Source organism: Cryobacterium arcticum (genome assembly GCF_001679725.1).
In the GTDB taxonomy this organism is placed as follows: Bacteria; Actinomycetota; Actinomycetes; order Actinomycetales; family Microbacteriaceae; genus Cryobacterium; species Cryobacterium arcticum_A.
Genome location: NZ_CP016282.1, coordinates 1,547,119 through 1,571,379, shown reverse-complemented (window position 1 = coordinate 1,571,379; position 24,261 = coordinate 1,547,119). Strand labels below are relative to the sequence as shown.

Annotated in this window: 20 protein-coding genes; 2 read left to right on the top strand and 18 right to left on the bottom strand. The window is 69.5% G+C overall.

Annotated elements, in window-relative coordinates:
• Nucleotides 1-77: 77 nt before the first annotated feature.
• Nucleotides 78-2,321, bottom strand: a complete 2,244-nt coding sequence (locus PA27867_RS06955; RefSeq protein ID WP_066594744.1) for a HelD family protein — start codon at nt 2,319-2,321, stop codon at nt 78-80.
• A gap of 191 nt (nt 2,322-2,512) precedes the next feature.
• On the opposite strand from PA27867_RS06955, the gene PA27867_RS06950 reads away from it, so the two are divergent.
• Complete coding sequence (locus PA27867_RS06950) at nt 2,513-4,690, top strand: glutamine synthetase III (RefSeq protein ID WP_066594742.1); 2,178 nt, start codon at nt 2,513-2,515, stop codon at nt 4,688-4,690.
• A 74-nt stretch (nt 4,691-4,764) separates the two neighbouring features.
• On the opposite strand, the gene PA27867_RS06945 is transcribed toward PA27867_RS06950, so the two are convergent.
• From PA27867_RS06945 to PA27867_RS06915, 7 genes are all read right to left on the bottom strand, one after another.
• The gene (locus tag PA27867_RS06945; RefSeq protein ID WP_066594740.1) at nt 4,765-7,335 is read right to left on the bottom strand and encodes an ATP-dependent Clp protease ATP-binding subunit; all 2,571 of its coding nucleotides are present in this window, start codon (nt 7,333-7,335) and stop codon (nt 4,765-4,767) included.
• 809 nt (nt 7,336-8,144) lie between these two features.
• Nucleotides 8,145-8,744: a lipoprotein gene (locus tag PA27867_RS06940; RefSeq protein WP_066594739.1), complete on the bottom strand. Its 600-nt coding sequence runs from the start codon at nt 8,742-8,744 to the stop codon at nt 8,145-8,147.
• 33 nt (nt 8,745-8,777) lie between these two features.
• Nucleotides 8,778-9,095 carry a carboxymuconolactone decarboxylase family protein gene (locus tag PA27867_RS06935; RefSeq protein WP_066594738.1) on the bottom strand — a complete coding sequence of 106 codons (318 nt, stop codon included), beginning with the start codon at nt 9,093-9,095 and terminating at the stop codon, nt 8,778-8,780.
• Nucleotides 9,096-9,307: 212 nt separating this feature from the next.
• Nucleotides 9,308-10,093, bottom strand: a complete 786-nt coding sequence (locus PA27867_RS06930) for an ATP-binding cassette domain-containing protein (RefSeq protein ID WP_066594737.1) — start codon at nt 10,091-10,093, stop codon at nt 9,308-9,310.
• On the bottom strand, nt 10,090-11,133 hold the full coding sequence (locus PA27867_RS06925) for an ABC transporter permease (RefSeq protein WP_066594735.1): 1,044 nt from the start codon (nt 11,131-11,133) through the stop codon (nt 10,090-10,092). Before PA27867_RS06925 ends, PA27867_RS06930 begins: the two co-directional genes overlap by 4 nt.
• Complete coding sequence (locus PA27867_RS06920) at nt 11,130-12,125, bottom strand: substrate-binding domain-containing protein (RefSeq protein ID WP_236900862.1); 996 nt, start codon at nt 12,123-12,125, stop codon at nt 11,130-11,132. The genes PA27867_RS06925 and PA27867_RS06920 overlap by 4 nt, the downstream gene beginning before the upstream one ends.
• A 144-nt stretch (nt 12,126-12,269) precedes the next feature.
• Nucleotides 12,270-12,851, bottom strand: a complete 582-nt coding sequence (locus tag PA27867_RS06915) for a DinB family protein (RefSeq protein WP_066594733.1) — start codon at nt 12,849-12,851, stop codon at nt 12,270-12,272.
• Between the two features lie 67 nt (nt 12,852-12,918).
• Here PA27867_RS06915 and PA27867_RS06910 point away from each other — a divergent pair, with 67 nt between their 5' ends.
• Entirely contained in the window at nt 12,919-13,404 is a 486-nt protein-coding gene (locus tag PA27867_RS06910; RefSeq protein WP_066594732.1) for a DNA alkylation repair protein, read from the top strand.
• Here the strand turns inward: PA27867_RS06910 and PA27867_RS06905 are convergent.
• The 10 genes from PA27867_RS06905 to PA27867_RS06860 form a co-directional block, all read right to left on the bottom strand.
• Nucleotides 13,401-14,369: an NAD(P)-dependent alcohol dehydrogenase gene (locus PA27867_RS06905; RefSeq protein ID WP_066594731.1), complete on the bottom strand. Its 969-nt coding sequence runs from the start codon at nt 14,367-14,369 to the stop codon at nt 13,401-13,403. The two genes, PA27867_RS06910 and PA27867_RS06905, sit on opposite strands and share 4 nt — an antisense overlap.
• Complete coding sequence (locus tag PA27867_RS06900) at nt 14,366-14,632, bottom strand: helix-turn-helix transcriptional regulator (protein WP_066594729.1); 267 nt, start codon at nt 14,630-14,632, stop codon at nt 14,366-14,368. Before PA27867_RS06900 ends, PA27867_RS06905 begins: the two co-directional genes overlap by 4 nt.
• Entirely contained in the window at nt 14,626-15,024 is a 399-nt protein-coding gene (locus PA27867_RS06895; protein WP_066594727.1) for a hypothetical protein, read from the bottom strand. The genes PA27867_RS06900 and PA27867_RS06895 overlap by 7 nt, the downstream gene beginning before the upstream one ends.
• 134 nt (nt 15,025-15,158) lie before the next feature.
• Nucleotides 15,159-15,527: a VOC family protein gene (locus PA27867_RS06890; RefSeq protein WP_335582785.1), complete on the bottom strand. Its 369-nt coding sequence runs from the start codon at nt 15,525-15,527 to the stop codon at nt 15,159-15,161.
• 33 nt (nt 15,528-15,560) lie between these two features.
• Nucleotides 15,561-16,409 (bottom strand): alpha/beta fold hydrolase, encoded by an 849-nt coding sequence (locus tag PA27867_RS06885; protein WP_066594722.1) that lies wholly within the window; start codon nt 16,407-16,409, stop codon nt 15,561-15,563.
• 45 nt (nt 16,410-16,454) lie between these two features.
• The gene (locus PA27867_RS06880) at nt 16,455-19,922 is read right to left on the bottom strand and encodes an ATP-binding protein (RefSeq protein ID WP_066594713.1); all 3,468 of its coding nucleotides are present in this window, start codon (nt 19,920-19,922) and stop codon (nt 16,455-16,457) included.
• Nucleotides 19,919-20,770 (bottom strand): DUF4194 domain-containing protein, encoded by an 852-nt coding sequence (locus PA27867_RS06875; protein WP_167550826.1) that lies wholly within the window; start codon nt 20,768-20,770, stop codon nt 19,919-19,921. Before PA27867_RS06875 ends, PA27867_RS06880 begins: the two co-directional genes overlap by 4 nt.
• Complete coding sequence (locus tag PA27867_RS06870) at nt 20,763-22,277, bottom strand: DUF3375 domain-containing protein (protein WP_066594710.1); 1,515 nt, start codon at nt 22,275-22,277, stop codon at nt 20,763-20,765. The genes PA27867_RS06875 and PA27867_RS06870 overlap by 8 nt, the downstream gene beginning before the upstream one ends.
• 120 nt (nt 22,278-22,397) lie before the next feature.
• Nucleotides 22,398-22,982, bottom strand: coding sequence for a hypothetical protein (locus PA27867_RS06865; protein ID WP_066594709.1), 585 nt, complete (start codon nt 22,980-22,982; stop codon nt 22,398-22,400).
• 98 nt (nt 22,983-23,080) lie between these two features.
• Nucleotides 23,081-24,196: an adenosine deaminase family protein gene (locus tag PA27867_RS06860; protein ID WP_236900861.1), complete on the bottom strand. Its 1,116-nt coding sequence runs from the start codon at nt 24,194-24,196 to the stop codon at nt 23,081-23,083.
• Between the last annotated feature and the right edge of the window lie 65 nt (nt 24,197-24,261).

Genomic DNA, 24,261 nt, shown 5'->3' with positions numbered 1-24,261 from the left:
GCCGCGCCCGTCACCGACTTGCGCCGAACTGCCCCCTCAGCACCCCCGAGAGAGCACTTTGCCCGAAGTCGCGAGGGTCAGGCCCGGTCGTCGAGTCCGGCCGGCAGCGGGCCGCCGCTCACGAGGTAGAGCCGCTGGGTGGCGCGGGTCATCGCCACATAGAGGGCCCCTGCGCCGCGTTCGGATGCGGCCACCACGCCAGCGGGGTCGACGACGACCACGGCGTCGAACTCCAGCCCCTTGGAGTCCTGCGGGGTGAGCAGCGCCACATCGCGCAGCAGGCCGAGCGCTCCCCGGCCGACGATGTCACCGAACTCCGCCTCCAGCTCCGCGGCGAGGGCCTCGATGTGCTCCTCCACCACGATGACCGCGACGGTGCCGCCCACACCCAGCGCGCGTTCGCGGCGCACGGCGTCGAGCGCATCCGTGAGCACCTCGACGGGCCAGTCGCTGGCCCGCACCGTGCGGGATGCGGTGATCGGCAGGCCGTGCGCCACCGCCATCTTCTCGGCCGCCTCGGCGATCTGGCTGGGCGTGCGGTAGTTCACCGTGAGCTCCTCCAGGCGCCAGCGGTTGGCCTCGAAGGAGGCCTCCAGCACTGGCGCGAGGGCCTCCCGCCAGCTGTCTGCCGCCGCCGCGGCGGCGGCCTGGGCGATGTCGCCGACGATGGTGAACGAGCGGCGCGGGCCGCGGCGCATGAGCAACCGCCACTGCATCGGCGAGAGCTCCTGCGCCTCGTCGACGATCACGTGCCCGTAGGTCCAGCTGCGGTCCAGCGCTGCCCGTTCGGCCGTCGTGGCCCGGTCGCCGAGCTCGGCGAAGTTGTCGGCGAGGGCCTTCGCGTTCACGAGGCCCTTGACGTCCATGTTCTTAATGGCCAGTTCGGCGTTCTCGATGTCGCGCTTCCGCTGCTCCTTGGCCTCGCGCTTCTGGGCGGCGTCGACCGCGCTGTACTCGCCGAGGTACTCAGCCGCCTCGTCGAGCAGCGGGATGTCGGCGATCGTGAACTCGGCGTCCCGGGTGCGGTAGAGCAGGGCACGCTGGGCCGCCCGCCAGCGCGGGGTCAGCTCTTCCAGCCACTGCGGCCGGGCGTAGAGGTCCTGCACGAGCTTCTGCGGGGTCAGCGGCAGCCAGGCCGTGTTGAGCGCCACCCGCACGTCGTCGGCCAGGCGCAGGTCTTCGCGCAGCATGGGCAGATCGGTGTCGTCCATCGACCGGCCCTGCTTCTGCAACTGCTCGAGCCATTCCCGGGCCAGGGAGTTGAGGGCGTGCTTGACGAAGACCACTCGGGCCTCGTTGTGCGGCTTGCCGCCCGCGCGCGCCCGGTGGATGGCGGACTCGATCAACTGCGGCTTGAGCAGGAGCGTGTCGCCGTTCACGAGCAGCTTCTGGTTGCCGGCCGGCACCTTCTGCCGGCTCTTCACGGCGCGCGCGATGAGGTCGGCCATGAACGTCTGGCCCTTGAGCGCGGCGACGGCCGGCGCATCCTCGTGGCTGGCCTCGACGCCGGGGAACAGCTGGCCCACCGACGCGAGCACCACGCCGGTCTCACCGAGCGACGGCAGCACCGCCTCGATGTACTGCAGAAACGAGGTGGACGGGCCCACGATGAGCACTCCGGCGTTCTGCAGCCGGTCGCGGTGCGTGTAGAGCAGGTAGGCGGCGCGGTGCAGAGCCACGGCGGTCTTGCCGGTTCCGGGCCCGCCCTGCACGACGAGCACGCCGTTCAGCTCCGAGCGGATGATGCGGTCCTGCTCGGCCTGGATCGTCGAGACGATGTCATTCATGTGGCCGGTGCGCTGGGCGGTGAGGGCCGAGAGCAGCGCTCCTTCGCCCTGGTGCAGGCCGGCGGTGTCGCCCTCGAGCAGCGCGGCATCCAGGATCTCGTCTTCGATGCGGATGATGCGGCGGCCGCTGGAGAGCAGGTGCCGGCGGGACCTGGCGCCGAGCGGGGTGGCGGCGGTGGCCTGGTAGAAGGCGCTGGCCTGCGGCACCCGCCAGTCGAGCAGGATCGGCTGCAGGTTCTCGTCCCGCAGGCCCACCCGGCCGATGTACCGGTACACGGGGGTACCGTCGTCGTCCTCCGGGGCGGTCTCCAGGCGGCCGAACGCGAGCCGGTCGTCCACCTCGCGCAGCTGCACGATGCGGTCCTCGTAGGTGCGGGCGAAGGTGTCGCGCTCAGACCGGGACTGGTGGTTGCCGCCGACGTCGAGCATCCGCACGGCCTTCAGCTGGGCCTCGGCCTCGCGCTGCAGCGCGTCGAGTCGCGCGTACAGCGTGGCGACATAGTCCTGTTCCCGCGCGAGCTCCTGGTCGACCACTCAAACACCCCTCAAATCAAACGACCAGTTTAGCCGCTGGCGGTGCGCGTCGGTTTCGTTCCCCGATCGGGAGAGGGCGGAGACCGAGTCCGTCATGCGTCCGAAATGTGACCGGCATAGAAGCTCCCTACATTTGGAGCACCGGATTCCGTAACTAGTCGCGGAAAGAGCCCGAATCAAAGGGGTATTAAATGAGTGGAAATGCCATGCGCCTGCAGGCGATCAGGGACGTTGAGGCCTATGTGCCTCCGGCCGTCAGCTTCACCGACACCGAAACGCCCGGCCAGATCTTCGGCGAGAACGTGTTCAGCAGCGTCGTCATGCAGAAGCGGCTGCCGAAACTGGTCTACAAGTCGGTCATGGCCACCATCGAACACGGCGCCATGCTCGACCCCCTGGTTGCGGATGCCGTCGCCAGCGCCATGAAGGACTGGGCGATGGAGAAGGGCGCGTCGCACTACGCGCACGTGTTCTACCCGTTGACCGGTCTGACGGCCGAGAAGCACGACAGCTTCCTCGAACCGGTCGGCGACGGCACGGCCCTGGCCGAGTTCGCGGGCAAGACCCTGGTGCAGGGCGAACCCGACGCGTCCAGCTTCCCCAACGGGGGCCTCCGCAACACCTTCGAGGCCCGCGGCTACACCGGCTGGGATGTCACCAGCCCCGCCTACGTGCTGGAGAACCCGAACGGCAACACCCTGTGCATCCCCACGGTCTTCGTCTCGATGACCGGAGAGGCCCTCGACCACAAGACCCCGCTGCTGCGCTCACAGCAGGCGATGGGCGAGCACGCCGAACGCATCCTGCGCCTGTTCGGCCACGACAAGCCAGCGAAGGTCGTCTCGTTCTGCGGTCCTGAGCAGGAGTACTTCCTGGTGGACCGGCACTTCTTCCTGGCCCGCCCCGACCTGCTGAACTCCGGCCGCACCCTGTTCGGCGCCAAGCCGCCCAAGGGCCAGGAGTTCGACGACCACTACTTCGGCGCCATCCCCGAGCGGGTGCTCGGCTTCATGATGGACACCGAGCGGGAGCTGTTCAAGCTCGGCATCCCCGCCAAGACCCGGCACAACGAGGTGGCGCCCGGCCAGTTCGAGATCGCTCCGATGTTCGAACGCGGCAACATCGCGGCCGACCACCAGCAGCTGCTGATGACGACGTTCAAGGCCATCGCCAAGAAGCACGGCATGGAGTGCCTGTTCCACGAGAAGCCGTTCCAGGGCGTCAACGGGTCGGGCAAGCACGTCAACTTCTCGCTCGGCAACAACCAGCTGGGCAGCCTGCTCGTTCCCGGCGACACCCCGCACGACAACGCCCAGTTCCTGGTCTTCTGCGCCGCGGTCATCCGGGCCGTGCACAAGTACGCGGGCCTCCTGCGGGTCTCCGTGGCCTCGGCCACCAACGACCACCGGCTCGGCGCCAACGAGGCCCCGCCGGCGATCATCTCGATCTTCCTCGGCGACCAGCTGGCGGATGTCTTCGAACAGATCAAGAACGGCGCCGCCACCTCCTCCAAGGGCAAGGGCAGCATGATCATCGGCGTCGACACTCTCCCGGTGCTGCCGACCGATCCTGGAGACCGCAACCGCACCAGCCCGTTCGCGTTCACCGGCAACCGGTTCGAGTTCCGCGCCCCGGGCTCGATGCAGACCGTAAGCGGCCCGATGGTCACCATCAACACGATCATGGCCGAGTCGCTGGACTACATCGCCACCGACCTCGAGGCCGCCGTCGCGGCGGGCACCGACTTCGACGAGGCCGTGCAGTCGCTGCTCACGCAGATCATCACCGATCACGGCGCCGTCGTGTTCAACGGCGACGGGTACTCGGATGCCTGGCCGATCGAGGCCGAGAAGCGGGGACTCGCGAACCTGCGCACCACGCTCGACGCCCTGCCCGAGCTCATCACCGAGCCGGCCATGGACCTGTTCGAGAAGTACAAGGTCTTCAATCACCGGGAGATGCACAGCCGGTACGAGATCGGCCTGGAGCAGTACGCACTCACGATCGGCGTGGAGGCCCGCCTCACCCTGGAAATGGGCACCACGCAGATCCTCCCGGCGGCCGTGCGGTACCAGACCGAGCTGGCCGTCAACGTCGGGGCGCTGTCGGCCGCCGGAGTGGACGCCGACACCGCGCCGCTCCTGGCCGTGACGGGCCCGGTCGGCGAGCTGCGGAGCGCCCTGGCCGGCCTGAAGGCCGCGCTGGATGCCGAGACCGGCCATGAGGCGCTGGCCGAGGCCGAGCACGCCCGGGATGCGCTGCTGCCGGCCATGGCCGCCGTACGCACGGCCGCGGACGCGCTCGAGGACCTCGTCGCGGACGACCTGTGGCCGCTGCCGACCTACCAGGAGATGCTCTTTATCCTGTAGCCCTCGACGGAGGACACGACAGAGCCCCCAGCCGGAACCCGTGTGGGTTCCGGCTGGGGGCTCTCGTGTGCCGTTTAGGCGGCCAGCGGCATCCGGGCCGGCTCGCCCGCCACTCGGAGGGCGCCGTCCTGCACGCTCACCGCGACTATGCCGCCGGTCCCGAGGGCCGAGGCCACCAGCAGGTCGGCGATCCGGTCGTCGACCTCGCGCTGGATCACCCGGCGGAGCGGCCGGGCGCCGTACTCGGGCTCGTAACCGTGCTCGGCGATCCAATCGATCGCCTCGTCGGTCACCGTGAGGGTGTGGCCCTGGGCGTGCACCCGGTTCTCGGTCTGGCCGAGCAGGAGCCGCACGATGCGGCGCAGCTGGGTCTGTTCGAGCTTGCGGAACAGCACGACCTCGTCGATCCGGTTGAGGAACTCGGGCCGCATCGCCTCACGGAGCTTGGCCATCACCCGGTCGCGCAACGCCTTCTCCGAACCGAAGCCGTTGCCGGCGCCGTCCAGATCGGCGGTGAAGCCGAGCGCGCCGCTGCGGCTGGCCAGCACCTCGGAGCCGATGTTCGACGTCATGATCACCACGGTGTTGCGGAAGTCCACCGTGCGACCCTGACCATCGGTGAGCCGGCCGTCGTCGAGCACCTGCAGGAGCAGGTTGAACACGTCCGGGTGCGCCTTCTCGATCTCGTCGAGCAGCACCACCGAGTAGGGGTTCCGCCGCACGTGTTCGGTCAGCTGACCGGCCTCGTCGTAACCGACGTAGCCGGGAGGGGCGCCGACCAAGCGGCTCACGGTGTGACGCTCGCTGAACTCGCTCATATCGAAGCGCAGCATGGCCTTCTCGTCGCCGAAGAGCGACTCGGCCAGCGACTTGGCCAGTTCGGTCTTTCCCACCCCGGTGGGGCCGAGGAAGAGGAAGCTGCCGACCGGACGGTTCGCGTCGCCCATGCCGGTGCGGTTGCGCCGCACGGCCTTGGCGATCACGGTCACGGCGTCGTCCTGTCCGATGACCCGCTCGTGCAGGTCGTCCTCGAGCCGGGCCAGGCGCTCCCGGTCACCGGCCGTGAGGCGGCTGGCCGGGATGCCGGTGGCCCTGGCGATGATCGCGGCGATCTCGGCCTCGTCCACCACGGCGGACGGACCGGAGTCCTCGCCGCCCTGGCTGATGACGGCCGCATCGATGGTCGCCGCGATCGTCTCAGCCTCGTCGCGCAAGCGGGACGCCTCCTCGTACTGCTCGGCGGCGACCGCGTCGGCCTTCGCCGACTCGAGTGCCGCCTGCTTCTCGCGCAGCCCGTCGACGTCCACGCGGGAGCCGAGAGCCAGGCGAGCCCGGGCGCCGGCCTGGTCGATCAGATCGATGGCCTTGTCCGGCAGGAACCGGTCGGGGATGTACCGGGCGCTCATCTCCACGGCGGCGCGGATCGCGGCATCCGTGTAGCGCACCGAGTGGTGCTCGGCGTACCGCTCCTGCAGGCCGGCGAGGATCTGCACGGCATCCTCGATGCCGGGTTCCCCCACCCGCACGGGCTGGAAGCGTCGTTCGAGGGCCGGGTCCTTCTCGACCTTGCGGTACTCGTTCAGGGTGGTGGCGCCCACGACGTGCAGCTCACCGCGCGCCAGGCGCGGCTTGAGGATGTTGCCGGCGTCCATGCCGCCCTCGCCGGAGCCGCCGGCGCCGACGACGGTGTGCAGCTCGTCGAGGAACACGATGATCTCGTCGCTATGAAGGCTGATCTCATCCATGGTCTTGGTGAGGCGCTCCTCGAAGTCGCCGCGGTAACGGGTTCCGGCGAGCATGGCGGGCAGGTCGAGCGCGATGACCCGCTTGCCCCGCAACTGCTCGGGCACGAGGCCGTCGACGATGGCCTGCGCAAGGCCCTCGACCACCGCGGTCTTGCCCACGCCGGCCTCGCCGATCAGCACCGGGTTGTTCTTGGTGCGCCGGGAGAGGATCTCGACGGTCTGCTCGATCTCGTCGCTGCGGCCGATCACCGGGTCGAGCTTGCCGGAGCGGGCGCGCTCGGTGAGGTCGACGCCATAGGTGTCGAGCATCGGGGTGTCGGAGGTGCCGTCGCCGACCGGGTTGCCGGCTGCGGCCTGGGCCTCGTCGGCCTCGGCCTGCTGGGCTCCGGCCTGCAGGGACTCGGCGGTAACGCCGGCGGCGGCCAGCACCTGGGCGGCCGGGGCGTCCTGGTTCACGACGAACGCGAAGAACAGGTGCTCGGGGTCGATGTAGGTGGAGCCGAAGGCGCGGGCGACCTGGTGGGCGTCGAGCAGGGCGCGCTGGGCCGACGGAGTTAGCGCGGGCGCCGAGGTGGCCTGCTGGTCACTCGACTCCGGCAGTCGCTGATCGGCGGCCGTCACGATCGCGGCCGGGTCGCCACCGGCCCGGCGGATGGCCGACGCGGCGGGTTCCTGCTCCACCATGACGCGCAGCAGGTGCAGGGCGTCGACGTGGGCGTGGTCGTGGTCGACGGCGAACTGCGCGGCCTGCACGAGGAGCTCGTGGGTGCGCCGGCTGAGCAGTCGGGTGATCTCAATGGGTCGACCGGACTGCGCGGAGCGCTGGCCCTGCAGGTAGCGGGCCAGGAACTCGTCGAAGGAACCGTTCTCGGATCCGGCCGGGCCGAAGTATGTAGGCAATGCAACCTCCTGGGAGTCAAAACGAGGAGGGATCCCGAAAGTTGAGCGCCCTCGACTCAAGTCAACGCCTGGGGGCGTTTTTCATTCCCGTCCGAAGCTGGGACTCCCCTGAGTCCGCCGAGATCGCCGACCACGACGGTCGAGCCCCTCAACGGCGGTCGAGCTTGTCGAGACCCGGTGAGACGGCCTGCGCTCGCGCCCACCTCGGCGGTCGAGCTTGTCGAGACCCTGTGAGTAACGTCGCCAACGCGTTCGGCTCACGGGATCTCGACAAGCTCGATCAACGCACGGGTGACGACCATCCCAGGCCTCGCGTCGGTCGAGCTTGTCGACACCCGGTGAGACGGCCTGCACTCGCGCCCACCTCGGCGGTCGAGCGTGTCGAGACCCTGTGAGTAACGTCGCCAACGCGTTCGGCGCACGGGATCTCGACAAGCTCGATCAACGTATGGGTCACGACCACCCCAGACCTCGCGTCGGTCGAACCCGTCGAGACACCGTGAGACGGCCTGCGCTCGCGCCTACCTCGGCGGTCGAGCTCGTCGAGACCCGGTGAGACGGCCTGCGCTCGCGCCCACCTCGGCGGTCGAGCTTGTCGAGACCCGGTGAGACCGTCTGCGCTCGCGCCCACCTCGGCGGTCGAGCTTGTCGAGACCCGGTGAGTGACGTCGCCAACGCGTTCGGCTCACGGGATCTCGACAAGCTCGATCAACGTATGGGTCACGACCAGCGGACGGGTTTCGATCAGCGGACGGGTCGCCACAGCGGACGGGTTTCGATCAGCGGATTGGTCGCGACCGGGGGGCGGGCTAGGAGGTGAGGTCGGCGCACTCCGGGGCCGCCCGGAAGGCCTGGCCGAGGGTGCTCGACGTGTCGTTGATGGCCGTGGTGACGGTCTGCACGGTGCCGGCGACACTGTTGAGCACGTCTCCGGTGTCGCCGACCACTGTGGCCAACGCGTCTACAAGGGCGGCCCCCGTCGTGCCCTGCACCTGGCTGGCGCTCGCCTCCAAGGTCTTCAGGGACTGGTCGACCTTGTCGATCGAGTCCTGCACGGCGAGGAGTTCCGGATCGTCGCCCAGGTTCTCCGGCGGCGACTTCACGGTGTCGACCAGGTCCGTGGCCGACGCCGAGACCGTGTCCATCTGCTTGGAGATGGCCGTTCCCACCGAGTCCCCACCGGTGGCCGCGGCGGCGGCCAGGCCCTGGACATCCGTCTTGAGCGTGGTGATGTCGCTGCAGACCGTGCCCGCCCAGGTCACCTGGGCCGCGGTCGGCGGGGAGGCCGTGGACCCGGCCGTGGCAGTCGGCGAACCTGTCGCCGTCGGGCTCGGCGACGCGGAATCGCCGCCGGCCGTGCAGCCGGTGAGAAGCACCAGCAGCACCATGAACACGATGGGCTTCTTCACGGGGGTGCTCCTCACTCGGTTGTCGGTCACTGACTACTGCGTGTCGTCTTCGCTTCCCAGCTCGATGGCCAGGTCGAGGGCTTCCGCGATCTTGCGCGCCGAGGACATCAATCGCGGGGTACCCACGATGGGAGCCACGGCGACGAGAACATCCTGGACGTCATCGACCGTCAGCCCTACCTCCGCGGCCGGTCCCACGTGGAGGAGGTACGAGGCGACGGGTGCATCGACCGCCGCGAGGGCGGCGATCCTGGCGATCATCAGGGTGCGTGGGTCGAGCTCGGTGCGGGCCAGCGACACCGCGTTGATCTCGGCCGCCGCATCGAGCACCGGGGTTGTTCCTCTAGCCATGGGTATCACTCCAATTCCAGGGCATCGCCCTGCTGTCGTCGATTCCTACCGATGCCGGAGCCACGCTGTCGGGTTCAGCTCTCTCGCCCGGCAGACGCGACTCATCGGCCTGTCGCCCCAGACGGTAGCAACCTATGTCGCCGAGGCCGATGGCCGGGCCGTGGAATCCTCCGAAACGGATGACACCGGATGGGCGCCGGCCGGCGCCTGGATCAGCCGCGCTCGATCTCCCGGGCCAGTGAATCCAGCTCGGCGCCGCCGGCCATCAACCGGGTGAGTTCCTCGATGGTGATGCCGGCCTTGTCGAATTCGCCCAGGCTGGCGCCGCGGTTGAGCACCAGGAACCGGTCGCCGACCGGGTAGGCGTGGTGCGGGTTGTGGGTGACGAACACGACGCCGAGCCCGTTGTCGCGGGCCTGTGCGACGTAGCGCAGCACCACCCCGGCCTGCTTGACGCCGAGCGCGGAGGTGGGTTCGTCGAGGATGACCACCCTGGCGCCGAAGTAGATGGCGCGGGCGATCGCCACCGACTGCCGCTCGCCCCCGGAGAGGGTGCCGATGGGTTGATCGACGTCACGCAGGTCGATGCCCATCCGGTCCAGTTGTTCCAGGGTGATCGCCCGCATCTCGGCGACCCTGAGCCGGGAGAACGGGCCGACGCCGGCGCTCAGCTCGGCGCCGAGGAAGAAATTGCGCCAGACCGGCATCAGGGGCACGATCGCCAGGTCCTGGTAGACGGTGGCGATCCCGGCGTCGAGGGCCTGACGTGGGCCGGCGAAACGCACATTGGTTCCGTCGAGGAGGAGTTCGCCCGAGGAATGCGGGTGCACTCCGGCGAGGATCTTGAGCAGTGTCGACTTGCCCGCGCCGTTGTCGCCCAGGACACAGAGCACCTCGCCCGCCGCCACCGAGGTGGAGATGTCGCTGAGCGCGATGACCGAGCCGTAGACCTTGCCCACCCCGCGCACCTGCAGGATGGCCGTCTCCACAGTGCTCATTGGCGCACCCCGGCCTGGCGGCGGACCGAGAGGTTGACCAGCACGGCGAGCAGCAGCATCCCGCCCAGGAACGCCTTGAGCCAGTTGTTGTCCCACTGGGCGAAGACGATGCCCTGCAGGATCATGCCGTAGATGAGCGCGCCCAGTGCCGCGCCGACGGCGGACCCGTAGCCTCCCGTGAGCAGGCAGCCGCCCACGACGGCGCAAATGATGTACACGAACTCCTGGCCGATGCCCGTGGTGGCCTGCACGGTCGCCACGTCGAAGAGCGAGAGCATGCCGACGAGCCAGCCGGCCGCGGCCGTGCCCATGAACAGGCCGATCCGGGTGCGTCGCACGGGAACCCCGGTCTGCACGGCGCTCTGCAACGCCCCGCCGATGGCGAAGATCCAGTTGCCGTAGCGGGTGCGGAGCAGGATCCAACTGGCGACGAGGGTGAGTCCGAGCCACCAGAAGACCGACACCTTGAGGTTCAGTCCGGCGACCGGGATCGTCGACCCGAAGATCACCTTGCCGGCGTCGAAGCCGGGCACCAAGCTCATGCCCTGGATGGCGACCTGGCCGGTCACGAGCTTGGTGCCGGCGAGGTTGAGGCCTTGCAGGATGAAGAAGGTGCCAAGCGTGACGATGAAGCTCGGGATGCCGGTACGCACGACGAGGAACCCGTTGAAGGCGCCGACCGCGAGGGCGATGAGCAGGGCGAGCACCATGGCCAGCCAGAGGTTCATCCCCCACTGGGTGGTGAAGGCGCCGACGAGCAGTCCGGTGGTGCCGGTCATGGCACCGGCCGACAGGTCGAACTCGCCGCCGATCATGAGCATCGCCACGGCGACGGCCATGATGCCGAACAGCGACGCCGAGTAGAGCCAGGTGGCTGCGCCGGCCGGGGTGAGGAACGAGGTCGTGGCCAGGGAGAAGTAGCCGAAGATCGCGGCGGCGGCGACCAGCGCGCCCATCTCGGGGCGGCGCAGCAGGCGCACCACGGGGTGCGTCGCGGCGAGCCTCTCGTCCCGGCGGGGTGGCGCGGCCAGCTGCGTCATCGCGTGCCGTTGCCGGCGAACCCGGCCACCTGGTCGGCGTTCTCCTGGGTGACGAAGCCCGGCCCGGAGTAGACCGGCAGGTTGCCGCCGACCACGTTGCCGTTCGTGTAGAACAGCTCGAAGAAGCTCACCGGCAGGTAGCCCTGCAGGTAGGGCTGCTGATCGACGGCGAAGAGGATACTGCCGTCGCTGATCAGCCCGGTGACATCGGCCGAGACATCGAACGTGCCGATCTGGGCGTCGCTGCCGGCCTCGGTCACGGCCTGTGCCGCGGCGACTCCCACCGCGGAGTTGAGGGTGAGGACACCGTCGATGGTGGGGTCGGCCAGCAGCGCGCTCTTGATGGTGTTCTGGGCATCCGCGACGTTGGCGATGTCGACCTGCAGATTGGTCATGCTGCCGTCGAGGGTGTCCGCGGCGCCGCGGCACCGGTCTTCGAGTCCGGCATTGCCGGCCTCGTGGATGACGCAGATGACCTTGCCGGCGCCGGCCTCGGTGAGTTTGGTGCCCGCCCCCTGCCCGGCCAGGTACTCGCTCTGCCCCACGTGGGTGAGGGCGCCGACCGACGCGGACTCCTCGGCGCCGGAGTTGATGGTGATCACCGGGATGTCGGCTGCGGCGGCATCCGCGAGGGCGCCGCGCAGGCCGTCCGGGTTGGCCATCGACACGATGATGCCGTCGACCTGGGCGGCGATGGCCGTTTCGATCAGTTGGCTCTGCTTCTGCACATCGGGGTCGCCCTGATACGTGATCGTGGCCCCGTAGAGCGAGCCGGCCGCCTCAGCGCCGGACTTGACGACATCCCAGAACGCGTCGCCCGGAACGGAGTGCACCACGAGGGCGTAGGTGCGGTCGGATGCGCCGGCGGCGGCACCGGCCGTCCCCGCGGACGTGATCGGCTGCCCGGTGCAGGCGGCGAGACCGGTGACGGTGAGCAGGGCGAGGGCGGCAGCCGCGCCGGAGCGGGCCCAGCGGGCAGGGATTCTCGACACGGTGCTTTCGTCCTTCGGTGTGTGCTGGCGGTGCGGTCTACCGGAGTGTTCCCCTGGGGAGAGTCCGGGTGTTTGCGTTGAGGGGCGTCGTTACGGGGCGCAGTCCACTTTAGGCCGCGGGCGGCGCAGGTCACAGCCGGGGCGTCAAGCCTGACGGGCGGTCTGCTCCAGACCGGCCCGGTAATCTGCCCACCACGCAGGGCCGCCCGACGGCAGGTTGTCGTTGAGGGCACGCAGCCCGGCCGCCCCGTCGATCAGCTCGCGCACGATGTCGGCATGACCGGCGTGCCGGTGAGTCTCGCTGATCAGGTGCACCAGGATGCGGTGAAGGGTCACCGTGTTGCGCTCGGCCGGCCACCACGCCACCCGGCCGGTTCCGTGCAGCGGCACGTCGGCGATGGTGGCGTCGGAGTGCGCCCACACCCGCCGGTACAGGTCCACCAGGCCGTCCCGCGTTTCGTCGAGGGTGGCCCACATGTCGGCGTTGTCCTCGGCGCCGTCGTCCATCCACGGCATCGGCTCGGGGAACGGCCGGCCGAAGGTCGCGCCGAGGTATCCGGCCTCCACGCCGGCCATGTGCTTCACCAGACCCAGCAGGTTGGTGCCGGTCGGCACCAGGGGCCGGCGCATGTCGTAGGGGCTGAGCCCGTCGAGCTTGAAGACCAGGGCCTCCCTGGCCTCCTGGAGATAACGGCGCAGGTCTCCGGCGTAAGCGTCTTCGGTCATGCGCTCCAGCCTTCCAGATCACCGCGCTGCGCGACAGTCAGGGAGAACAGGCAGGGAGAATAGAACCATGACTGCAGCGGGCGAGTTCGTGGACGCCACCCTGCAACGCGAGAGCTCCTGGGAACGCGCGGAGGCCGAACGGGCCCGCCTGGGCGGGACCCTGGCCTTCTACGGCGCATCCGTCGGCGCGGTCCGCGGCACGGTGCGCGACGCCGGCCGGCGCTACCCCGCCCTTGACCACGACGACATCACGGCCCTGAGCAGCGAGCTCTGGGCCCTGCCCGTGTTCGAGAGACGCCTCGCAGCCGTCGTGCTTCTGCAAACCCATGTGCGGATGCTGCGTGCTTCCGACCTCACCCGCATCGAGGGGTTCCTACGCGAGGCCCGGCTGCCCGCCCTGGTGGATCCTCTCGCGGTCGACGTGGTGCGCCCCCTCGTCGCCGGCCTCACCGGAGCGGCCAGGGGCCGCGCTCAGGTGGTGCTCGACCGGTGGGCCGCGGACCCCAGCGACAGCCTTCGCCGCGCCGCCGGGCTGCTCGCCGCCGCCGACTAGATCGTGACCACGAGCTTGCCGCGGGGGCTGCCATCCGTGAGCCGGCGCATCGCGGTGGCGGCCTCGGCGAGGGGGTAGACGCCGTCGATCACCGGGGTGATCGCTCCGCTCTCGAGTAGCCCCGCAAGGATGTGCAGGTCGCCATGCCGCACGACCGACGTGAGGCCGGTGAGCTTCTGCGGCACCAGGGGCGAGAGGATGAGCGCCCGGAGGGCCCGTTCGAACCCGCCGGTGAGCCTGCCGCCGCCTTCGCCGCCCACGATCACCAGGGTGCCACGTGGCGCGAGCAGCCGGCGCAGGGACGAAACCGACCGGTTGCCCGCAGTGTCGAGCACGAGGTCATAACGCTCACCCGACCGGGTGATGTCCCCGCGCGTGTAGTCCACGATCACGTCTGCCCCGAGCGAGCGCACGTAGTCGGCCTTGCCCGGGCTGCAGACTCCCGTGACGTGGGCGTCGAAGGCGTGCGCCAGCTGCACGGCGAAGCCGCCGACCGCGCCGGATGCGCCGATCACGAGAACCCGCTCCCCCGCGCCGGCCGCGCGCACCGAAGCCAGTCCCTGCAGGGCCGTGACGGCCGAGACGGGCACCGCGGCCGCCTGTTCGAAGCTCAGGCCGGCCGGCTTGGGCTCGAGGGTGCCGGCCCGGGCCACGGCGTACTCGGCCAGTGACCCGTCGCAGACCCCGAAGACCTCGTCGCCGGGCTGGAACCGGGTGACTTGGGTGCCGACGGCCTCGACCCGACCCGCGACATCCATGCCCCGCACCCGGTTCTTCGGGCCGCGCCGCCCCGCGGCGAGGCGCAGCAGCAGGGGGAGCCCCGTCATCATGTGCCAGTCGCCGATGTTGAGACTGGCGGCCCGCACCGCGATGAGAACCTCGTCGTCGCCGGGCGAGGGCCGGTCGATCTGGGCGGGGTGGAGCACGTCGGCCGAGCCGTAACGATCCTGCACGATGGCTCTCATGAGCGTCCTCCGGGTGTTGGCGGTGCGGGGCTGGCGGGCGGCGTGGGGCCGGCGGGGTACTGGAATACCTCGTCGAGTGGTCGATTGAACACCCGCGCGATCTGGAACGCCACCTCGAGCGAGGGCGAATACCGGCCCTGTTCGATGGCGATGATGGTCTGCCGGGTCACGCCGACCTGCCGGGCCAGGTCGGCCTGGGTCATCTCGCCGTGTTCGAATCGCAGCCCGCGGATGCTGTTGGTGATACTGGTGGCCTTCACCATGACTGGAACCCGCGACGGTACGCGACGATCCGGGCCACGGAGGCCAGGACCGCCGAGAGCACGAAGCCCAGGTAGATCACGTTGGCGATCCAGAACGGATCGAGCTCGGCCAGGGCGAACAGCAGGGCCAGCACGGCGCCGAGGATCACGAAGGACTGCCCGATGTACTGACCGGTCCGGTGGATCTCGGTGTCACGCTGGTCGGTCACGGTCGCCTCGCGGGGCGAGATCAGGCCCGCGCCGATATTGAGCACGATGGTGCCCAGAATGGCGCCACCGATGCTCCAGAGCATGAGTGCGGCGTACGGCACCTCGGTGAGGGGTCCCGTCCGGGTGCCCCCGAGCAACAGACCCAGGTAGATGCCGTACGCCAGGATCGTGACGCCAGCCATGATCCAGGCGCGTTTCTCTTCGTGTGCCACGTGGGCCGCCCGTCTAAGAGTAAAGAATTATTGACATCAACAATGTATGCCGAAGCAGACACCGTGTCAAACTTTTTTTACTCCGTGGGTCAGTGCCCAGTGGGTCAGAATGTCGTGGCTGAGATCTGCTGCAGTGCCCAGCTGTTGCCGTGCGGGTCGCTGAAGTACGCGTAGCGGACGCCGCCCATGTCACTGACCGTCGAGACGTCCACATCGTTGTGCAGCAGGGTCGCGCGAACGGCGTCGAGATCGTCCACAACGAGGTGCAGGTTCAGCACCGGCGCGGCATCGGGAGCGCTGATGCCCACCCCGATCACGATGGAGCAGGCCGATCCGGGTGGTGTCAGCTGCACCACGCGCATCCCGTTGCCGGGTGACACATCGTGATCGAGGTGAAACCCCATCTGGTCGACGTAGAACGCCAGGCTGCGGTCAACGTCACTCGCCGGCAACGGCACCAATTCCAGTCGCATCTCCATAGTGGTCCCATCTTGGCACCCAGGAGCTCAGGAGTGAGCCAGCAGCCAGTCCAGAACGGCAGGGCACTCGTCGAGGATCGAGATGTGGCCGTCGTCCGGGTACTCCCAGAATTCGGCCTGGGTGCAGGTGCGGGCCAGCCACGCTCCGTGAGCGGGCGGAACCACCCGGTCCCGGCCCCCCTGCACGATCAGCACGGGCACCATTACAGCGGCCGGGTCGAAGCCCCAGGGCGTCACGAACGCCAGGTCGTCGTCGATGAGGCCGTCCGGGCCTGCCGCCGACGCCTCCCCCACGTCGTCGCCCAATGAGGCCCAGTCCCCGGCCAGCGTGGCGTAGTCGCGTTCCACGAAGCTAGCCGGGTCGAACTCGGCTGTGGCCTCGTAGTGTTCACGGGCGGCGCGGCCGGCCAGCGCCGACCGCAGCGCGCCGTCCGACGCCATCCCGGCGAAGAAATCCAGGTCCTCGGCGTCGATGGGAGCGAGCGAGGCCAGGCAGGCGGCGCCGATCACACGGTCGGGCAGCAGTGCCGCGCAGGCCAGGGCGTGCGGGCCGCCGCCCGAGGCGCCCATCACCGCGAACCGGTCGAGGCCGAGGGTGTCGGCGATGGCCGCCACATCCGTCGCCGCGGAGGCAACCGAGCGGCCGGGCCTGGGCATCGACCCTCCGTAGCTAGGCCGGCCGTACGAGACCAGGCGGATGTCCCGCTGGGCGGCAGCCGTCAGCAGCGGAGCGAGCAGCGCTCCGGTCTGCGGCGAACCGTGGTGCCACAGCACCGTGAGCCGGGGCCGGGCCGCGTCGCCGCCGGGGCTCTCGGCGCTGTCGTGCACCCTGAGCACCCGCCCATCGGGCAGTCGCAGATCGTGCACGGACACCATCGGGCCAGCGTAAGCCGGATTGCCCCGCCCGGCCAGAGCGGCGCCTCAGCCGAGCGCCGGTTCCGCCTCTCGCGACTGGGCCGGGGCCTGGGTCGGCTCGGGCGACATCGACTCGGGCGTCATCAGCGGGGTGATGTAGGAGAAGCCGGTGGCGCTGTTCTTCGTCATCGAGAGCACCAGGTCCATGTACGGCTCGAGCGCGGTGACCTTGTCGAGCGGAGACCCCACGATCAGCTGGAACCCGAGGCCCTTCCACGCTGCGACGGCCCGGCCGGCGAACTCGGAGTCGGACTTCACGAACCCCTCGTCGAGGAATACGGGCGCGAACCTCGGCCGGGTGCGGCTCTCGTCGCCGAGCTGGAACCGCAGGGCGGCGCCGACCACGAAGGCCACTAGTTCCTGCGATTCGCCGCCGCTCTTGCCGCCGAGGGAGGAGTACGTGCTCACTTCGACGCCGTCCGGGGTGGTGCGCACCGCGGTGATCTCCACGTGCCGGCGCACGTCCAACAGCAGGTCGCGGTCGGACTCGCCCTTCATCGCCGAACGGCCGCCCGCGCGCCCCGCAGCTGCGCCGTCGAGGTCGTCTGGCCGGCGGATCAGGTTCATGAACGCCTGCAGCCGGGTGAACCGGCTCTCGGTCTGTTCGTCGGTGAATTCCTCGGTCGACCCGGACGAGAGCAGCTTGAGTTCCTTACGGAACGCCGTGGCGTCGTCGCGGTGCAGACGGCGCAGGGAAATCTGCAGACGGTCCCGACCGGCGCCGAACGGCAGGGTCCTGAGGATCTCGTTGATGGGCCGCAGGCGGTCCTCGATCTCCTCGATCGATGTGGTGAACGCGCCGACGAGCGGCACCAGGTCCTGGCCGCTCCACGCGGAGAGGCGACGCTTCCACTCCTGCCGGCGCTCGTAGAGGCCCAGCGTGTACACGGCGTCGAGAATGTCGTTGTAGCTGGAGTACGACTCCATCCCCACGCCGATGTTCGGGTCGGGCCACCGGCTCTGGAAGGTCTCGAAGATCCCGATCAGGGTGTCCCTGGCGTTGCGGGCGGTCTCGCGGTCCTGGCTCGACTGCTCGGTGAGACGCTCGCGCAGCCGCTTCACCCCGCCGGCGAAGCTGGCGAGGTCGGCGCTGTCGCCCACTGCCGCGAACTGCGCGTCCAGGTGGGCGGAGTGCTCGTCGGTCAGGGTGACGGTCTCGTCGGCCTGGATGCGCTCGAGCCGCACGTTGACGATGTCCTGGCGGTCCACGATCGCGGCGTGCTCGTCGCCGAGTTCGGCGGCCGCCCGCTCGGTCTCGTGCTTGCGCTTCTGGGTGTCCTCCAGCTCGCTCGACAGGCGCGCCTCCTCGTCCTGCAACCCGCGCAAGACATCGCTGCCGGCGAGCAGGCGTTCCCGCTCGGCTTCCTTGGCGCCGATCCGGGCCTGGGCCCCGGCCACGTCGATGGTCGCCCAGACGGTGTCGATCAGGTGCTGATGGGCATCCTTCAACCGGCGGAGCGTCATGATGCGGCCCGCCATGGTGGAGGCCTGCTGGGCCAGGTCGTCGGCACGCGCCTTGAGCGCGGCCAGTTCGTCGGTGATCTCGGCCAGGCGCACCCCGCTGGAGAAGCCGATGATGGAACGCTGGTCCTTGTTCCAGCCGTGCGCGCCGCGCTTGCCGTTGCGGATCTGCCCGCTCTGAGTGACCCGGGAACCGTCCCCGGCCAGCTCGGCCGGTCCGGCCACGCAGAGCGCGTCGATGGCGGGAGCCTGCACGCGGTCCTGCACCCAGCGGCTGAACGGCGAGTCCTTGAAGACGAGCTTGCCGGAGACGTACCGCGGGTCGGGTCGCACCTCCTGGTGCGGGTGCAGGGCGACACCCTCGAAGTGGATGCGCACCGGGATGTGCAGCGGGTCGATGGCCTCACCGAGCGCGCGCAGTCGGGTCTCGTCGACGAGCAGCACCCGCACGACCGATGAGAGGGTGACCTCGGCGGCCTGGCGCCAGGCGTCTTCCCCGGGCGCGATGTCGATGAGCTCGGCCACGAACGGCAGCTCGTCGGCGGGGATGCCCGCGGCCTCGGCGATCATCAGGCGGGCGTTGTGCAGGTGCTGCGGCACCAGACTGGCGCGGCCGGTGAGGAAGCCGTGCTCCTGCTTGAGGGTGCGGATCTTCTCTTCGATCGGGTACGCGGTGCGCTGCAGGCCCACCCGTTCGAGGTCGAGCTCCTGCTCGGTCGCGGCGAAGCCGGCCACGAACTCCTCGGCGCGCAGCTGGGCGGCGGCGAAGTCGTCGGCCGAATCGATGGTCGCGTCGACCAGGCTGATCCGGTCGCCGAACCGGGCGCGTTCGGCGGCGACGTCGTCGCGGCGGGCGGTGAGCACGTCGAGTTCGTTCTGCAGGCCGGCGAGGACGTCGCCGCCGTTGTCGCGCTGCTGGTGCTGCAGGTCGGCGACCCGGCCCTTCAGCTCGGTTTCGGCATCCCGGGCGGCGCTGAAGGCGGCCTGGTTCTCGCGCCGGCGGGCGCGGTTGGTGTCGGCGGCGGCGTCGAGCAGGCCGTGCTCGGTGAGCAGCTGCCAGAGCACGAACGGGGTGTCGCCCTCGCGGTGCACCCCGAACCGGTCGATCAGGTCGGCCTTCTCGGTGGCGGACTCGTAGTCCCGGTGCAGCTCGGGCAGGCGCTCGAGCACCTTGGCCTTCTGCGCCTCGGTGACCATGGCGCCGTAGGAACGCTCCAGGTCTTCGAAGTGGTCGACGGCCTTGTCGGCCGCGGCGTAGGTGGCGGGCTCTTCGAGCACCATGGACTTGTAGAGACCGTCGACGGTCTTCACCTGCTGGCCGGCCTGGATGCGGGCGAGCAGGCGCAGGGCCTTGCCGCCTTCGCCGTTGGCGCCGATGCCGAGCCGCGTGTACAGGGTCTGGGAGAACGCGGCGTAGGTGTCGAACACGTCGAGGTCGCTGAACCGGTTCTTCAGGGCACGCTTGTCGAAGCGGGCCTCGGTCACGTCGGCGAGGTCGCGCAGGTCGAGCCGGCCGTCGCGGGTGGCCATCTTCATGGTGACGTCGGCGAACTTCGTGGCGCCGCGCGGCACGAAGTAGGCCCGCAGCACGGTGAAGCGGCGCTTGTTGTCGTCGATGAAGGTCATCGCCACGGCGCCCCAGGTGGCTTCGTCGGCGCCGCGGAGAACCTGGTCGTGCATTTGGCCGGTGTCGGCCTCTCGCGTGGAGTCGGTCTTGCCGCGCAGGTACGTCATCAGGTTGCGCTGGTCGACGCTGCGGGCCCGGCCGGAACCGGCGTCGTTGGAGGCGCCGTTGAAGGGGGTGTCCGAGGGCATCATCAAGGCCAGGTAGGCGTCGAGCAGGCTGGACTTTCCGGTTCCGGACGCGCCGGAGACCAGGGTGGCCGATGCGGCGAAGTCGACGGTGTGGTGGCCCTGGAAGCCACCCCAGTTGACCATCTGGAAGGACTCGGCGCGCCACTGGGTGGTTCCCTCGGTGGCTCCGTCCATGTGGAAGAGCGGGGAATCGGTCATGAGACGGCCTCCAGGTCGGGGTCGGCAGCGGCGGATTCGGTGGGTTCGGCAGATTCGCCGGAGGCAGCGGAGGAAGCGGATGCGGCGGGCTCGAAGGCCTCGATGGTGTCCGTTTCGAGCTCGTCAGCGTGGGCCGTGCCGGCGGCGGGCAGTTCCCTGCCGTTCTGTTCGACCAACCATTCCCACAGTTCGCCGAGCCGTTCGATGGGCAGCAGCACCTCGATCACGGCCGAGATGCGGAAGCGGTCGGGGTCGCTGGTCTTCAGCAGCACCCGGGCCTTGGCCAGGCTGTCAACGGCGGCGGCGGCCCGGCGGGCGTCGCCGAACCGGTCCGTGGCGTGCTCGGGCCGGAAGTGCGCCACGTTGTCGACCAGGTTCTCCCGGTCGACGATGACGATGTCGACGCCGCTGGCGCGTTCACTGCGGAAGCGCTGGCGCAGCAGCACCAGCAGGATGGTCTCCTCGCGGGTGTACGCCACGTCGTGCAGCAGGGTCGGGAACCTGTCGCCGCCCTCCCCCACGGCCTGGCGTTTGAAGGCCACCTCGTAGTGCAGGTCCACGTGCAGGTCGAGGAACAGGTCGTTCAGCCGCGACTTGAGCAGGGACTGGGAGGCGAGCAGGGTGCGCCATTCGGCAGGCTGCAGCGCGGCGGAGATGTAGCGGTGCTTGAGCAGCAGCACGAGGGTGCGGCGCTGCTCCACCGTGAGGCCGCCCTCGTCGCCCTCGAAGAGCGAGAAGCTCTCGGAGCCGTCCTCGTCGGCCGGGGATTCCGCAGTGCGGTCCCCCGTCGGCTCGGCCGTGTCGTCCTGCTCGGTCGGCTCGGTCACGTCGGTCACGTCGTCAGTCATGATCAGGTCCATAGTTCAGGGCGGCCAGGGCCGCGGTGGCGTCATCGGTGAGCGTGATCCGGGGAACCCGGAAGGTGCGCCGGGTGCCGTCGGGACGCACGGTTTCGAAGTCCTCGGTCAGCGCATCCGCGGCATCGGTGTGCCGCACGGCGTCTACCTGGGTGGCGATCTGCATCAGCCCCAGGATCTCGACCGGCCGGCGCATGGCCGGCTCCAGGCTGTTGAAGGCGTCGCCCACGGATGCGGCACCTCGGTCGGTGAACGCGGTCACCATGGCGTCGCGCAGCTCCTCGAGCAGCGGGCCGCCCTGGGTGCGCATGGCGTCGAGGCTCGGCGGTTCGGGAGCGAACGCCGACACGTCCTCGAGGGGCGGGGGCGCCTTGTGCGCGCCGGGGTCGTAGAAGCGTTCGCGCAGGTGCTCGAGTTCGAGGGTGCCCGGCATGAGTTCGGCGGTCACCGTTGACCGCGGGCCGGCGGTCTGCATCCACACGGCGAGTTCCTTGTTGATCTCGCGCAGCAGCCGCTCCAGTTCGCGGTCCTTGACCACGTCGTGGTTCACGATGTGCTCGCGCAGCGTCGTGGTCAGGCCGTTGCGCTGCGTGAGCACGTCGTCGACGCCCTTGCGGATGAGGCTCACGGTGCCCATGAAGCTGCGCCGGTCCGCGGCGCTCAGTTCGAGCGCGAACGGGTGCAGCAGGATCGACTCGAGGTCGTTCTTGAGTTCGGAGAGCAGGTCGTCGTTGCGCAGCAGCACGAAGGCGCCCTCGAAGGCGCGTCCCTCCGCGGTCGACGACATCAGCGCATCCGTCTTGGACAGGTACTCGTCGAGGACCTCGCTGATCGGGCGTTCCTCGGCGCGGAAGTCGTTGACGATCTGCCGGTGCATGCCGGCGACGGATTCCTCGACACGCTTGAAGTCGCTGGGCAGCTGGGTGATCAGGTCGATGAGGTTGGCGTAGCCCTCGTGCATCTGGTCGTTCGATGCCGCGGCGATCTCGCCGCCGGCGGCCAGGCGGTCCCGCTCGGCGGCCTTCTCAGCGATCTCCAGATCGAGTCGGCGGATGCGTTCGTCGCGGTCGGGGTTGGCCTGGGTGGCGCGGTGGCGCACGGTGTCGACGATGGTGGTGAGGCGGGATTCGCTGATCAGCGCCCGGTCACGGGAGAGCCCGTCGACCAGGAGCAGGGCCTCGAGGGCGTGCGAGGTGAGCGAGTACTGCTCTTCGTCGTCCTCGCCGGTCTCCCGGTAGAGCCACTGGTCGTTCATCCACTGCACGCAGAGCGCACGACCGTTCTTGCCCGGCACCTCACTGCCGATGGAGCGGAGGTCGGCCAGGTAGGCGTCCACCTGGGTGTGCAGACGGTCGGCCTGCACGCTGCGGCGGTCGCGGCTGAAGGAGGCCTTGAACACCGCGAGCACGAACGGTGCCCACTTGCGGTCGAGCAGACGCAGGGTGGGCCGGTCGAAGGCTTCGCGCACCCGCGCCAATTCACCCGCAATGTCACTCACTCGCGCACGTTCCTTTCTCGACGACCCGCTCAGGGCCTCCTCAACCGTAGTCGCCCGAACGCCGCGCTCCGGGCGGCGGGCGTCAGGCTGTGTAGTGCGGCCCGGCCGCACTCGGCCGGGCTAGTAGTCGCTGGGCCCGTTTCCCGCGGCTTCGTCGGCCCGGAGCTTCAGCAGAGCGAGGTCCACGAGCAGGAACATTTCGGTGCGTTCGGCGCGGTGCCGCTGGTAGTCCGGGTCGCGCGGATCGATCGAGAGTCGCATCAGCCGGGTGTGCATCGCGTCCTGGATCTCGTCGCTGGCGAGGTTCTGCGCGTCGCGTACGATCCGCGACACGTGCTCCTCGTCGTCGGCCACGGCCGTGAGAGCCGCCGCCAGCAGCTTGTGCACCCGTCGGCGAAGCTTCAGCTGGCGGATGTCGGTGAGCTGGTCCTGGCTGAGGTCGACCCGCCAGGTCATCGAGGTGAGCTGTTTGCGTTGGCGACGCACTCGCTCTGCGGAATCCTGGTTCTCCCGGGCGAGGGCGAGTAGTTCCCGGCGGGTGGTGTCGGCGAACCTGTCCAGGTCGTAGTCGGCGTGCTCGGCGATTCCGGCCACGATGATGTCGTTTTTCACCGCCATCCGCACGGCGGACAGCGCGATGAGCAACCCCTCGTCGACGATGCGCGAGATCGGCGCACGGCCGTGCCTCGTCGCATCCGTCACCATTTCATTTTAGGTGTCGCGGATGCACCGTTCATCCCGCCAACCGTGAGCAAAGCCCCGAAATCCGGAAGATTTCGGGGCTTGAGTCTCAGCTCGCGAGGCTAGTGGGCGGACTCCTGGTCGAGGGCGTCGAAGTCGCGCACGAAGCTCTCCCGCAGGAGCATCTTCTCGGGCTCGCTCAGCCAGGACGCCTCGACGCCGGCCAGCGACATCGCGCGCAGCGTCGTGTTGTCCAGCTGCAGCGCGGTCGAGGCGATCCGGTACTCCGCGGCGAGCGTGGTGGGGAACATGCCCGGGTCGTCGGAGGAGAGGATCACATTGAGGCCCGCATCCACCATGGCCTTGATGGATGCCTGACGCCACGGCCGCCAGGACCGGCGCGAGGTGGTGAACGCCACGATGAACGGCGTCTGGTCGGCGCGCACCCGCTCCACCACGGCGTCGTCTTCGAGCACGAAGTAGCCGTGGTCGATGCGGTCGCAGCCGAGGCGGTCCAGGCAGGTGATGGTGTTGGCCGCGATGGGCGCATGCTCCGAGGAGTGCGCGGTGCGCTTGAGCCCGGCCGCGCCGGCGAGGGCATAGGCATCGACGAACCGTTCGGGCGGGCCGGCGGTCTCGAGGTTGTCCAGGCCGATCCCCACGACGTACTCGTGCGGGTTGTCCACGATCTGCTGCACCAGGTGCAGGGCGTGCTCGCCGCTCTTGCTGCGGTCGATGCCGGCGATCATGCGGCCGGTCATGCCGAAATCGCGTTCGGCCATCCGGATGCCGTCGGCATAGGCCTCGACCGCGCCGCGGTAGCCGAGTGGCTCCAGGTGCGGCGGCAGGTGGTCGAAGAACAACTCGAGGTGCCGGGTGCCGCTCTGGTGAGCACTCTCGAACGCCTCGTAGGTGATGCGGGTGAGGTCCTCGGCGCTGCGCAGCACCGACACGACCCATTCGGATGCCTTGAACAGCGAGTAGGAGGTGTCGGGTTCGTCCGCGCTGCGGCCCATCGGCACCGGGATGCGGGTGTCGGCGTAGAGCGCCGGGTCCGGCGGGAGGGAGTTGATGTCGCGAAAGATCGCCTCGGCGCTGTCGGGCAGCTCGAGCTTCTCCCGGCGGGCCAGCTCGCCGAAGGTGGACGCCCGCACGGTCCCGATGAGGTGGCAGTGCAGGTCGGTCTTGGGCATGCGGTCTAGGTAACTGGCAGTGGAGGGGGTGTCGATGAGCGTCATGGCTTTCACGGGTGTTGGCTGAATAGGTAGGGGTGAGGCGGCGACCGCCCGAGGGGGGGAATCGG

Excerpts from the sequence above, each read along its gene's own strand:
- PA27867_RS06950 (WP_066594742.1), top strand. The coding sequence starts at position 2,513 with ATGAGTGGAAATGCCATGCGCCTGCAGGCGATCAGGGACGTTGAGGCC.
- PA27867_RS06935 (WP_066594738.1), bottom strand. The coding sequence starts at position 9,095 with ATGGCTAGAGGAACAACCCCGGTGCTCGATGCGGCGGCCGAGATCAAC.
- PA27867_RS06930 (WP_066594737.1), bottom strand. The coding sequence starts at position 10,093 with ATGAGCACTGTGGAGACGGCCATCCTGCAGGTGCGCGGGGTGGGCAAG.
- PA27867_RS06925 (WP_066594735.1), bottom strand. The coding sequence starts at position 11,133 with ATGACGCAGCTGGCCGCGCCACCCCGCCGGGACGAGAGGCTCGCCGCG.
- PA27867_RS06915 (WP_066594733.1), bottom strand. The coding sequence starts at position 12,851 with ATGACCGAAGACGCTTACGCCGGAGACCTGCGCCGTTATCTCCAGGAG.
- PA27867_RS06910 (WP_066594732.1), top strand. The coding sequence starts at position 12,919 with ATGACTGCAGCGGGCGAGTTCGTGGACGCCACCCTGCAACGCGAGAGC.
- PA27867_RS06905 (WP_066594731.1), bottom strand. The coding sequence starts at position 14,369 with ATGAGAGCCATCGTGCAGGATCGTTACGGCTCGGCCGACGTGCTCCAC.
- PA27867_RS06900 (WP_066594729.1), bottom strand. The coding sequence starts at position 14,632 with ATGGTGAAGGCCACCAGTATCACCAACAGCATCCGCGGGCTGCGATTC.
- PA27867_RS06895 (WP_066594727.1), bottom strand. The coding sequence starts at position 15,024 with ATGGCTGGCGTCACGATCCTGGCGTACGGCATCTACCTGGGTCTGTTG.
- PA27867_RS06890 (WP_335582785.1), bottom strand. The coding sequence starts at position 15,527 with ATGCGACTGGAATTGGTGCCGTTGCCGGCGAGTGACGTTGACCGCAGC.
- PA27867_RS06885 (WP_066594722.1), bottom strand. The coding sequence starts at position 16,409 with ATGGTGTCCGTGCACGATCTGCGACTGCCCGATGGGCGGGTGCTCAGG.
- PA27867_RS06880 (WP_066594713.1), bottom strand. The coding sequence starts at position 19,922 with ATGACCGATTCCCCGCTCTTCCACATGGACGGAGCCACCGAGGGAACC.
- PA27867_RS06875 (WP_167550826.1), bottom strand. The coding sequence starts at position 20,770 with ATGACTGACGACGTGACCGACGTGACCGAGCCGACCGAGCAGGACGAC.
- PA27867_RS06865 (WP_066594709.1), bottom strand. The coding sequence starts at position 22,982 with ATGGTGACGGATGCGACGAGGCACGGCCGTGCGCCGATCTCGCGCATC.
- PA27867_RS06860 (WP_236900861.1), bottom strand. The coding sequence starts at position 24,196 with ATGACGCTCATCGACACCCCCTCCACTGCCAGTTACCTAGACCGCATG.